We start from the raw sequence: 11,715 nt of genomic DNA on the forward strand, positions 1-11,715 counted from the left end.
CTATGCCAGTCATCGCAGAGAACCCACGCCCCGCATTCGCCCGCTCGCTCCGCGCCACCGTCCGCCACATCGCCGGCGGCATCGACGCGTTCGCCCGCGTCCGCCACGGCACCCCCGTCCCACCCGACCACCCCGCCCGCGAACAGCACGATGCGGCCGCCGGCAGCTGGCCGCGCGCTCTCGCGTCGACCAGAATGGCCAGGTGCCCGACCTCCTCGACGACACCAGCCTCGAACGCTCCGCCGTGGTGGCGAACAACGCGATGAACCGCGAGCGCGGCCTCGCCGGCGTCAACAGCTATGCCCGCGAACTCGGCTTCGATCCGTACGAGCGGCTGGCCGAACGGCTGCGGCACGATCCCACGGCGGAGGTCACCTGGATCGATGTGTGCTGTGGCTCCGGTCGAGCGCTGCTCGAGGCCGAAAGCCGGTTCGCCCGAGAGTTTCCGGACGCCGAGGTGGCCCTGATCGGCGTCGATCTGGTCGACTTCTTCGCCGCCCGGCCGCGCACCCCGCGCCTGCGTCTGGTCGCCGCTTCCGCCTTGACCTGGACCCCGGATCGCCCGGCCGATCTGGTGACCTGCGTGCACGGGCTGCACTACCTCGGCGACAAGCTCGCCATGATCCGGGCCATGGCGGAGTGGACCGCGGCGAGCGGTCTCCTGTGCGCGGATCTCGACCTCGACGAGATCCGGGGCGTCGTGCCCGCAACCGTTCTCGCGGAGTTGCGTGCCGCAGGCCTGGCCTACGACCGGCGCGCCCACCGGCTGCGCGGTGTGGGACCGCGGGTGCCGCATTTCTCGGCGACCTATCTGGGTGCCGACGACACCGAGGGGCCCGGCTACACCGGGCAACCCTCGGTCCGCTCGTATTACCGCTGAGCTCCGCGCATCCGGAGTCCGATCACCAGGCGACGGTGCCGTTCATGTCGAAGAACGAACCCGACGGGGCGTCGGCAGGCAGGGTCGCCGCCCGCACGACCACCGCGGCGGCGTCGGTGGCGGTGAGCGGCGCCTGGTCACGGTTGATCGGGGTGAGGTCGGTCTGGACGAAGCCGGGGCACACCGAGGTCACCTTGGTCGTGGTGTCGGCGAGCTTCTTGGACAGGGCGATCGTCACGGCGTTGAGCGCCGCCTTGGAGCTCTGGTAGGCGGGCAGCACCATGCCGAAGTACGGCGATTCCGGGTTCAGCTGTTCGGCGAGCGAACCCATCGTGGTCGACACGTTCACGATGCGGCCCGCGGCGCTGGCGCGCAGCATCGGCAGCAGCGCCTCGATCATCGCGACCGCGCCGAATACGTTGGTGTCGAAGGTTTCCCGGAACAGCGGCAGCGAGGCGAACTCGTGCTGCTCGCCGTCGGTGGCCTCCGGCAGGATGCCCGCGTTGTTGACCAGGATGTCGAGGGTGCCGAAGTTCTGACGCACCCACTCCGCCGCGCGGGCGACGCTGTCGGCGTCGGTGACATCCAGCTCGATCCCGTGCGCCTCGTATCCCTTCGCCGTCAGCGTCGCCGCGGCTTCCTTCGCGTCGGCCTCGCGGCGCGAGGTGAGCAGGACGCGGGTGCCCGTCGCGGCCAGCGCCTCGGCCGTCGCGAAGCCGAGTCCACGGTTGCTTCCGGTGATCACTGCGGTCGACATGGTGTGTGCCCCTTCATTGTTCGGACGCCGAGCGGTCGGCGTGAGGAGCGGCGTCCGCGGCTCCTCACTCGGTAGACGGCGGCGCGGGCGCTTTCGTGAGATGTCGCCGAAAGAAACTTCTGACGACGGGCTCTGGTTCGGCCGACGGTGGCGTCGCCGCGGCAAGTAGCCTGTGGCGGTGAGACCGATGGACACGGCGCCGGGGGCGCCCGCACGGCCGGGAGTCGCCCTGGCGGCGGTTGTCGCCGTGGTTTTCGTGACCTTTCTCGACACCACCGTGGTCAGCGTCGCGCTGGGCGCGATCCGGCGGGAGATGAGCGCCGATGTCACGTTGCTGCAGTGGGTGGTCAACTCCTACACCGTGGTCTTCGCCGGATTGATGCTGGCGGGCGGCTCGCTCGGGGACCGGTTCGGGCGCAAGCGCGTGATGATGGTCGGCCTGGTGATCTTCTGTGCCGGATCGGTGGTCTCGGCGCTGGCGAGCAGCGTCGCGCTGATCATCGCGGGTCGCGCCATCATGGGCCTCGGCGCCGCGGCGTCGGAACCCGGCACGCTGTCGCTGCTGCGGCACATCTTCCCCGGTGAGCGGTCAAGGGCCAAGGCGGTCGGCGTGTGGGCCGCGGTCTCGGGGCTGGCACTGGCCGCGGGTCCGGTGCTGGGCGGTGTGCTGGTCGATACCTGGGGCTGGCGCTCGATCTTCTGGTTGAACCTGGTGATCGGCGCCGCGGCGCTGGTCGTCGCGCTGTGGTCGGTACCGGAGAGTTCGGACCCGCGCCAGGAACCCGTCGACTGGGCCGGGGCGTTGCTGGGCGCGCTGGCTTTCGGATCGGTGATCTACGCCGCGACAGTCGGCCAGGACGAGGGCTACACCTCGCCCACCGTGCTGGGACTGTTCGCTCTCGGTGGGCTCGCGCTGGTGGCGTTCGTGTTCGTCGAGCGGCGCGCGCGGGCGCCCATGCTCGAATTCGCCTATCTGAAGCTGCGTGTCGTGCGCGGGGCGCTGGTGGTGTCGTTCGCCGTGTACTTCGGCATCTTCTCGATCTTCTTCTTCACCGCGATGTATCTGCAAGTGATGCAGTCCTATTCGGCGGCGCGCACGGCGGCGGTCTTCACGCCGATGGCCGTCACCATCGTGCTCGGGTCGCTGGTGGCCGGGTACTGGGTGGCACGGCACGGTGCGCGGATACCGATGATCCTCGGCTGCGTCGTCGGTGCGATCGGCATCCTGCTCACCCGTCACGAGCTGTCGGGGGCGCTGAACGATCCGTGGCTGGCCGCCGCGATGGCCGTGGCAGGCGTCGGGTTCGGCATCGCGGTGGTGCCGTTGACCTCGGCCGTGATGTCGGGCGTTCCCGCCGAGCATTCGGGAATGGCGGCCGCGGTGACCAATACGATGCGCCAGGTCGGCGCGGCCTTCGGTGTCGCGGTGCTCGGCGCCGTGGTGAGCTCTTTCCTCACCGGGGACCTGAAGGCCAGGATGACCGAACTGGGTCTGCCCGCCACCCTGCAGCCCGACGCGATCCAGGCGGTGGAGCGCGGCCGCATCCCGGAGGGCGTCGACATCGGCCCGTATCTGCAGTACCTGTCGAAGGTGAACGAGGTGCTCGCCACGGGCAAGGTCGCCTTTCACCACGGGCTGGACGTGGCCCTGCTGGTGTCGGCGGTGATGATCCTGGCGGCCGCGGCGTTCACCGCCCTCGACACCGAACGACCACGGGCGAAGGTCGGCTAGTCACTGTCGGATGGACCGAGTTCACCTGGTGGTGGTCTCCGTCCGCCATGCTGTGTGCGTGACTTTGTCTGATGTCGCCCCGGTGCGCGGCAGTGAGTATTCGATTCTGTTGCGCCGGATCAGGGCGGCGGGTCTGCTGGATCGGCGTGTGGCGTACTACGCGTGGAAAAGCGCGCTCACCGCGGCGGCGTTCGTCGCGGGGTGGGTGGCCTTCGCGCTGATCGGTGATTCGTGGTGGCAGCTGGTGGTCGCGGCGTTCCTGGCGGTGGTGTTCGCGCAGTGCGCGTTCCTCGGCCACGACGCCGGGCACAAGCAGATCTTCGGGTCGCGACGGGCCAATTACCTCTACGGGCTGATCGCCGGCAACCTGGCCATCGGGCTCAGCATCGGCTGGTGGACCAGCAATCACAATCGCCACCACGCGCATCCCAACACCGAGGGAGCCGATCCCGACGCCATGGGTGTGCTGGCCTTCTCCGGTGAACGCGCCGCGGCGGGCCGGGGCTGGCGTCGATTCGTCTTCCGGTACCAGGCCTGGCTGTTCTTCCCGATGCTCCTGCTCGAGGGCGGCAGCCTGCACCGTTCCAGCGTGCGCGCGGTGTTCCGCTGGCCCATCCCCAACCGGGCTGTGGAGGGGGCGCTGCTCGCCGCGCACGGCGCGCTGATCCTCGGTGCCCCCTTCCTCGTCCTCTCCCCAGGAAAAGCGTTGGCGTTCATCGCCGTTCAGCAGGGCCTGTTCGGCTTCTACATGGGCTGCACGTTCGCGCCGAACCACAAGGGCATGGAGGTGCTGCCCCCGGGCGACAACACCGACTTCCTGCGCAGGCAGGTGCTCACCTCCCGCAACGTCCGCGGCGGCCTCCTCGTCGACACCGCCCTCGGCGGCCTCAACTACCAGATCGAACACCACCTGTTCCCGTCCATGCCGCGCGCCAACCTGAGCAAGGCGCAGCCGATCGTCGCGCAGTTCTGCCGCGAGATCGGCGTGCCCTACTGCGAGACCGGCCTGTTCGAGTCCTACGCCCAGGCCCTCGCCCACCTCGACGAGGTGGGCCGCCACGCCGCCACACCGCGCTGATCAGCGGCCCGCGCCGGGTGATAATCGCGGGGATGCCCGGTGGTCGCCGGGCCGGTGGAAGGTGGAGCGATGACGGTTGTCGGGCTGGTCTTCGTCGGGATCGCTGTGCTGTTGCACGGCTACATCTTCGTCATGGAGTCGCTGCGGTGGACCCACCCGCGAACCAGGGCGACGTTCGGGATCTCGGCGGCGGAGGCCGAGGCGACCCGGGAGATGGCGTTCAACCAGGGTTTCTACAACCTGTTCCTGGCGATCGTCGCTGCGGTCGGCATGGGCTTCACGATGTTCGGCGACACCGGGGTCGGGCTCGCGCTGGTGCTGGCCGGGGCGGGCTCGATGGTCGCGGCGGGCGTGGTGCTGCTCGCGTCCTCGCCCGACAAGGCCCGCCCCGCGCTCATCCAGCTCGTTCCGCCGCTCATCGGCTGTGCCGCACTGGTTCTCGCGTACCTGTGATCAGGTGAACGAGAACAGCGGCGGGACGGCGACGACCACGGCGGCGGCCCAGGTGCCGTAGACCGGGACGTAGCGGGTCTGCCAGCGTTCGAGGTCGGCGAAACGGTGGGTGCCGCGCAGGAATCCGAGCGTGAGGCGCATCGACCAGGCGAGGTTGACCAGCAGCACCACGTTCATGCCGAGGGCGACGACCTTGTTGGGGGTGGAACCGAATTCGGCGATGCGGGTGAGCATGGCGGCGAGCATCACCACGTCGACGGCCAGCGCGCTGACCACCAGGACCAGCTGGACGCGGTCGAAGAAGCCGGGCGGGGCCAGCGGGTCGCGGGCCGAGATCGTGTAGAGCAGCAGGCCGAGGACCAGGACCAGGATCAGGTCCATGAGGATCAGCAGTTCCCGGTCGACGTCGAGCACGCTGCGGGTGGTCGCGAACGCGACGAGCAGCGCCAAGAGCATCAAGATCGTCAACGGGGTGAACACCCTGGTCAGTACCGGGGCGATGTTCTCGACCACATTCTGTTTCGCCTCGACCAGCCACGCCGCGACGACGACCGCGCCCGCCGCGCCGAACGGCAGGACCCAGTCCTCGAGCACCGGCTCGATATCGATGTCGAGGGTGCCGAAGGCGCCGGCCGTCAACCCGATCAGTACGCCGCCGCCCAGGGCGAGCAGCGTGAGGTACACGAACCATTCGCCGGTGAACCGGATGAAGTCCATCCGGCGGCGATCCGACCGCCAGTCACCGCCCACGTAGGCGAGCCCGACGACGAACCACAGCGCGATCGGCGCGTGGATGGCGGCGATCACCTCGGTGGCGCTGCCGCGCTCGAAGGGATAGAGGTTCAGCACCAGCGCGGCGAGCACGAACGGAACGACCAGTACCGCCGCGGCTTTCGCGCTCACCTGGCGTTTCCAGGCGAAGTACCCCGCCAGGAACGGCAGGATCAGCAGGCTGACGTTCAGGCCGAGCGCGGCCTCGGGCAGCAGCGCGAAGCCCGCCTTCACCGACAGGGCCGCGCCGACGGCCAGCGCGAGCACCACCGCCAGTTCCCGATTGCCTTGCCGCTCGGCCTCTTCGGATTCGCTGGGCACGAGTACGAGCTGCTTCCAGAGGCGTTCGGAATGCTCGCGGGCGAACTCGCGGGAGATGGCGTCGAGGCTGCCCATGCGCTTGACGGCGACCAGGAACGCTTCGTCGTCGGTGAGCCCGCCGCGCTGGAGCGTCGAGACCTGTTCGCGCAGATGGTCTTCCATCTCGTCGACGTCGGCGACCGAGATCGCGCGGTGCCGCTGGACGTATCCGCGCCACTGATCGATGTGGGCCTGCAGTTCCGGCTCGGTGTCCATCACGCCCATCCCTTCGCCACCGTCGGCGGCAGCACGGTGCTGCGCCACACCTGGTCCAGCGCCTCGGCGACCACGGCCCATTGCGCGCGGCGCTCCGCGAGGGCCGCGCGGCCCGAGTCGGTGATCAGATAGTGCTTGCGCCGCCTCCCGCTCTCGGACGTGCGCCAGGTCGAGGTGACGTGGCCGAGCCGCTCGAGCCGGTGCAGGAGGGGGTACAGCATGCCGTCGGTCCATTGCATACGCCCGCGCGAGAGCGCGTTGACCTGCTCGAGAATCGCGTACCCGTACGACTCGCCCTCGGCGAGGATGCCGAGCACCAGCGGCGTCGCCGAGGCCGCTACGAGATCTTTGTCTATCCGCATCGGACTCCTATACCTAGAACCTCTAGGTCATAACCTAGCAGATCTAGGTATGTGGGCGGATGATGCTTGCGTTCAGTAACGACCCGCCGGTGCCCGATCGATACGGTGAGCGGGTATTTCACCACGAGTGGAAGGAACGTCAATGGCTCTACTGTCGAGGTCCAAGATCGCCGGGACGGCAGCCGCGCTGGCCGCGGTGGCGGGGACGATGGTCGCGGGAGCGGGCACGGCGAGCGCCCTGCCCAGCAGCCTGGTCGGCATCAACTGCCTGGGGATCAGCCCGAACATCGTCGATGTGCCGTACAGCAACCAGGTGATCGTCTCCTACATCCGGGACGTGTCCGGGCTGCCGACCTTCACCGTGCACTCGGGGGCGAGCATCTGGGGCTATCAGACCCATCCCACGCTCACCTGGACGAACCTGGCCACCGGGGCCTCGGGGTCGCTGACCGGGCACACGAACATCTCCTCGATGTTCGGCACCGGCGGCACCGTCTACTTCGCCGACGTGCCGACGGGCGCCGGTCCGGTCCGCATCGACCTGTCGATCGTGAACACGGGTCTGGTCCCGGTTCCGCCGGTCAACTGTTCGGGGACCACGGACATCCTCTGAGCGACAACCGTTTCCGGCCGGGCACCCGATGGGTGACCCGGCCGTGATCGTTCGGCGGGGGTTAGGGTTTGCCACCCTAGGGTGCGGATCGGCGAAATCCGCCTAACAGGGGTTCCCGGGGGCTCGATGGAGTCAGCAGAACGCGCGATCGCGCGGCGACAGGGAATCGAGGACGTCATGAAGAACGTAGTGCGGATGGGTGCGCTGATCGTCGTGGCCGCGGCGGCGGTGGCGGGCTGCACCGGGGACGGTGGTTCGACGGGTTCGGCTCCGACGTCGGCGAAAGCCAGTGTCACAGCGGGCACTCCGGCCCCGACCGGTGGTCAACAGCCCGCGGGCGGACAGGACTCGTCCGGAGGGCAGGGTTCGACCGGTGGACAGGGTTCGACCGGTGGCCAGGGTTCGACCGGAGGGCAGGGTTCGTCCGGAGGGCAGGGTTCCTCGGGTGGCCAGAACGGCGGAGCGACGCCGGACACGACGCAGGTGTCCCAGCCGCCGGCGGGCAACGACATCAGCGGACCGGGCAAGTGCATCGACATCACCTCCACCGGGGTGCGCAACGCGCTGGCCCGGCTGGGCGACGGCTGGCACGCACAGCGCGGATCGAACGACATCCCCGGCCAGTGCGCCGACCTGCTGTGGGTGCAGGCGGTCGGCGGCAACTCCGCGGGCGCGCCGATCCATGTGCTGTTCTTCCACGACGGACAGTGGTTGGGCACGGCCACGTCCGAGCCGTACGCGTTCACCTCGGTGGTCGGCTACACCACGAATGTCGTCACCGTCGAATACAAGTGGCTCGCCGGCGACGAGCCCTTCGCCGCGCCGCAGGGTGGTCCGGTGGCCATCCACTACACCTGGAACGGCTCGAATGTCGTGATGAGCGGCCCACTTCCGCGAGAGGTGACCCAGCCGCAGCGCTAGTCGCCCGGCCGCGCCGGCTGGCAGGATGAACGCCATGCGTTTCACCGTGCCCGCCGTCGTGGCGATGATGGCGGCGGTCCTGCTGGCCGGCTGCTCGCTCTACGCGGAAGGGCCCGATCAGGACGAGCGTGACAGCTGGTCGCGGGTGATCGAGTCTGCCGTCGAGGCCCTTCCGGGAGTGGACGACGCGTCGCATGCGTTCGAGTACCACCCGTACGGCCCCAACTCGTACTACACGTCCCTGCTCGACGTGCGGCTCGCGGACGGCGCCACGCCGGCCGAGACCGCGCCGGTCGTACTGGTCATGGGCGCCCAGCAACTGCCGTCGCACTATCACGGCGACACGACCATCGTCAGAATTCGCCGGGCGACCCACTCCTACTACGGGAGCTGGCGATTCGGGCGGACCGTTGAGGTGGAAGCGAACGCGGCCGCCACCTGGACCCGGGTGTCCTCGGCCGATATCGGTGCCCAGATCCACTGGTCCGGCGGTGTCGATACCACCGGCGGCGCCGACGGAATCGCCGGATCCATCGATGTCCGAGCGGGATCGGAGGCCGAACCCCAGCGTGCCATCGCGGCGATGCGCCGCATCATTCGGGACTTCCCGGAACTGGCCGCCAACAACTGGACGGTGTCTCCCACGCATGGGGGGAGCATGTCCGAGCTCTACTCGTCACTGGAGCCCGGCGTGACTCACGCGAACCCCCGCCATCGCTTTCCCACCGACAGCGAACTCGGCCTGTGGGAGTGGTTGCTGACCGATCAACCCACTCCGTACATCGCCGAGGTGTCGGTGTTCGACCCGCCCGAGAAGGCGGGCCGGACGCTGGCGATCACCGTATTCCCGCCCCTCGGAGAGAAATTCGGCGCCGAGCAGATGACCCTTCTCGCCGACCGCCATCTGCGCTACCTGTCCCAGCGCGGTGACGTGGTCGACTACAAGATCATCAGCCGCCAGGGTGCCGGTCTCGCGGTCTTCGTCGGTGGGTGCCCGGAACCGGGACGCGAGGTCGCGCCGGAGTCCGAGCCCTTCGTTCGTCGGTACGAACGCTGCTGATGTCGGGTCAGCGGGCCGGGTCCGGGTGCAGGACCAGCACGGTGATCTCGCTCGGCGCGAATACGCGCAGCGGCGGTCCCCAGAAGCCGGTGCCGCGGCTGGTGTAGAGCTGGGTGTTGTTCGCGTGCCTGCTCAGCCCGGCGACGACCGGCTGGTCGAGGCGCACGAGATAGTGGAACGGCCAGATCTGGCCGCCGTGGGTGTGTCCCGAGATCTGCAGGGCCACGCCCGCCGCCGCGCTGTCGATGATCTGCTTGGGCTGATGCGCCAGCAGGACGACCGGCAGCGCGGGGTCGGCGCCGGCGAGCGCGGCGGGCAGATCGGGGCCGTGGCCGGGGAGACCGGCGCCGGTCGGGTCGTCGATGCCCGCGATCACCAGCCGATCGCCGTCGCGCTCGATGGTGCGGTGCTCGTTGCGCAGCGGCTGCCAGCCGAGCGCGGCCATGTGGTCGATCCAGCCCGGCGCGTCCCCGAAGTATTCGTGGTTGCCGGTGATGTAGTAGCGGCCGAGCGGGGCCTCGACGCGGGCGAGCGGGTCGACCTGGGCGCTGCGTTTCGCCACCGAACCGTCGGCGAGATCACCGGCGTGACAGGCGATATCGGGCCGCTGGGCATTGACCACCTCGACGATCCGCTCCGACCAGCGCAGCCGGTCCAGTGCCGCGAAGTGGGTATCGGTGACCACGACGACGCGCAGCCCGTCGAGACCGGGGGCCAGGCCGCGCAGGGCGACGTCGACGGTGCGGACCCGGGGGATCCGCCGGGCCTCGTACCCACCCCACGCGATCAACGCGACCGAGACGATCAGCACCACGGCTGCGACGACCCGGGCCGCCACGAGACCGTCCACGCCGGCGACGGCCAGGGCGCCGCGCGCGAACAGACCGAGCACCGACCACGAGAACAGCACCCACAGCACCCCGAGCGAGATGTCGCCGACGATCACCGCCGGGTCGGACTGAGCGGGCCCGTGCCCGAAGAACATCGCCGCGGGCAGGCACAGGTAGACGAGCAGGCACACGGCGGAGCCGAGCCAGAACAGCCCGCCCGCGCCGCCGGACGGCGCGGCGACCAGCGTCCACCACGGCAGCGCGACGAGGATCGCCGGGATGAGCAGGATCAAGATCAGACGTACAGCGAATCTCACGGGGTCCCGTTCTGCGCAGGGGGCCGCCCCGCCGAGGTCGCGGCCAGGAATAGATCATCCAGCCTAGCGCCGGTACGCCGAGCGTCCGCGGGACTCCTGTCACCACGGCGGTGAGCGGGTGACCAGCACCGGCGAATCAGGGTCGCGACAGGGGCGCGCGGCGGCGGATAGCCTGAGGGCACTCACGGGGAAGGAGTGACGATGGAGTTCGAGCCAGGGGCGATCCTTGCGGGATACCGCATCGAACGCAGGCTCGGCGGTGGGGGAATGGGCGCGGTGTACCTCGCGGCGCATCCACGGCTGCCACGCCGGGACGCGGTGAAGGTGCTCGACGCGCGACTCGCGGTGGAACCGACGTTCCGGGCGCGCTTCGAGCGGGAGGCCGATCTGGCCGCCCGGCTGCGGCATCCCAATGTCGTGCAGATCTTCGACCGTGGCGTCGACGGTGACCGGTTGTGGATCGCGATGCAGTTCATCGACGGCATCGACGCCGCGCACCTGCTACGGCAGGGACTGTCGGTGCTCACGCCCGCGCGTGCGGTGCGCATCGTCGCCGAAGCGGCCAAGGGACTGGACTACGCGCACCGGCAGGGCCTGCTGCACCGCGACATCAAACCGGCGAACCTGCTGATCGCGCGCGCCGACGACGGCGCCGACGAGGTCCTGGTCACCGACTTCGGGATCGCCCGCAGCATGGGCGAGACCACCAGCCTCACCTCGGCGGGTTCGGTGCTGGGCACCCTCGCCTACGCCGCGCCGGAACAGCTCGAGGGCGCGCCGCTGGACGAGCGCACCGATGTCTACGCCCTCGGCGGCACGCTCTACGAGCTGCTCACCGGATTCGTCCCGTTCCAGCGGGAGACACCGGGCGCGATGATCAGCGCGCACCTGCTGGAACCGCCACCGCGGGCCTCGGCGGGCAACCCGGCGCTGCCGGTGGCGCTGGACGCGGTGATCGCGCGCGCCATGGCCAAGAATCCCGACGAGCGGTTCGCCAGCTGCGGTGAGCTGGCCGAGGCGGCCGTCGACGCGCTGGCAGGCCGGACCGTCACCGGGGACACCGCGGTGCTGCCGCGGCCCGCATCGGCGCCGGCCGGTGGGCCGCGCTGGTCGCGGGCACGGACGACCCTGCTTCTCGCCGGTGCCGCCGCCGCGATCGCCGGGGTCACCGCGGCCGGGGTGCTGGCCGCGGTGAACCGCGGATCCGCGGGGGCCGGCCGCCCGGCGCCCCCCCCCCCGCTCGGCGCCGGGGCCCGCCGCCCCCGGGGTACCGGGGGTCCCCCGCGCCCAGCCCCCGGGCCGGGGTGACCCCGGCGATCGCGGCGGCGGCACCGGCGAGAAGCAGGGTCGTCCGTGCCCGCGACC

The 11,715-nt window shown here is 70.0% G+C and carries 12 protein-coding genes; 8 read left to right on the forward strand and 4 right to left on the reverse strand.

The window, feature by feature from the left end:
* The first annotated feature begins 202 nt into the window (after window positions 1–202).
* On the forward strand, window positions 203–880 hold the full coding sequence (locus QH270_RS20650; RefSeq protein WP_280344985.1) for a class I SAM-dependent methyltransferase: 678 nt from the start codon (window positions 203–205) through the stop codon (window positions 878–880).
* A gap of 22 nt (window positions 881–902) precedes the next feature.
* On the opposite strand, the gene QH270_RS20655 is transcribed toward QH270_RS20650, so the two are convergent.
* Window positions 903–1,637, reverse strand: a complete 735-nt coding sequence (locus QH270_RS20655) for an SDR family NAD(P)-dependent oxidoreductase (protein ID WP_280344988.1) — start codon at window positions 1,635–1,637, stop codon at window positions 903–905.
* A gap of 187 nt (window positions 1,638–1,824) precedes the next feature.
* Here QH270_RS20655 and QH270_RS20660 point away from each other — a divergent pair, with 187 nt between their 5' ends.
* From QH270_RS20660 to QH270_RS20670, 3 genes are all read left to right on the forward strand, one after another.
* Window positions 1,825–3,369, forward strand: coding sequence for an MFS transporter (locus QH270_RS20660; RefSeq protein ID WP_280345032.1), 1,545 nt, complete (start codon window positions 1,825–1,827; stop codon window positions 3,367–3,369).
* 58 nt (window positions 3,370–3,427) lie between these two features.
* Entirely contained in the window at window positions 3,428–4,447 is a 1,020-nt protein-coding gene (locus QH270_RS20665; RefSeq protein ID WP_280344991.1) for a fatty acid desaturase family protein, read from the forward strand.
* A gap of 69 nt (window positions 4,448–4,516) precedes the next feature.
* Window positions 4,517–4,900 (forward strand): DUF1304 domain-containing protein, encoded by a 384-nt coding sequence (locus QH270_RS20670; protein ID WP_280344994.1) that lies wholly within the window; start codon window positions 4,517–4,519, stop codon window positions 4,898–4,900.
* Here QH270_RS20670 and QH270_RS20675 read toward each other — a convergent pair whose 3' ends face one another.
* A complete protein-coding gene (locus QH270_RS20675; RefSeq protein WP_280344997.1) occupies window positions 4,901–6,247 on the reverse strand; it encodes a permease prefix domain 1-containing protein in 1,347 nt (448 codons plus the stop codon).
* Window positions 6,247–6,609: a PadR family transcriptional regulator gene (locus tag QH270_RS20680; RefSeq protein WP_280345000.1), complete on the reverse strand. Its 363-nt coding sequence runs from the start codon at window positions 6,607–6,609 to the stop codon at window positions 6,247–6,249. The genes QH270_RS20675 and QH270_RS20680 overlap by 1 nt, the downstream gene beginning before the upstream one ends.
* Before the next feature lie 142 nt (window positions 6,610–6,751).
* On the opposite strand from QH270_RS20680, the gene QH270_RS20685 reads away from it, so the two are divergent.
* The 3 genes from QH270_RS20685 to QH270_RS20695 all read left to right on the forward strand — a co-directional run bounded on the left by QH270_RS20685 (window position 6,752) and on the right by QH270_RS20695 (window position 9,203).
* A complete protein-coding gene (locus QH270_RS20685; RefSeq protein ID WP_280345003.1) occupies window positions 6,752–7,222 on the forward strand; it encodes a hypothetical protein in 471 nt (156 codons plus the stop codon).
* A gap of 177 nt (window positions 7,223–7,399) precedes the next feature.
* Window positions 7,400–8,143 carry an LppP/LprE family lipoprotein gene (locus tag QH270_RS20690; RefSeq protein ID WP_280345007.1) on the forward strand — a complete coding sequence of 248 codons (744 nt, stop codon included), beginning with the start codon at window positions 7,400–7,402 and terminating at the stop codon, window positions 8,141–8,143.
* Between the two features lie 34 nt (window positions 8,144–8,177).
* Window positions 8,178–9,203, forward strand: a complete 1,026-nt coding sequence (locus QH270_RS20695; protein WP_280345010.1) for a hypothetical protein — start codon at window positions 8,178–8,180, stop codon at window positions 9,201–9,203.
* 7 nt (window positions 9,204–9,210) lie between these two features.
* Here the strand turns inward: QH270_RS20695 and QH270_RS20700 are convergent, their stop codons facing one another.
* Window positions 9,211–10,350 (reverse strand): metallophosphoesterase, encoded by a 1,140-nt coding sequence (locus QH270_RS20700; RefSeq protein ID WP_280345012.1) that lies wholly within the window; start codon window positions 10,348–10,350, stop codon window positions 9,211–9,213.
* A 201-nt stretch (window positions 10,351–10,551) separates the two neighbouring features.
* Between QH270_RS20700 and QH270_RS20705 the strand changes: the two genes are divergently transcribed.
* Entirely contained in the window at window positions 10,552–11,658 is a 1,107-nt protein-coding gene (locus tag QH270_RS20705) for a serine/threonine-protein kinase (RefSeq protein ID WP_280345014.1), read from the forward strand.
* Window positions 11,659–11,715 lie beyond the last annotated feature (57 nt).

The organism is Nocardia neocaledoniensis, assembly GCF_029868625.1.
In the GTDB taxonomy this organism is placed as follows: domain Bacteria; phylum Actinomycetota; class Actinomycetes; order Mycobacteriales; family Mycobacteriaceae; genus Nocardia; species Nocardia neocaledoniensis_A.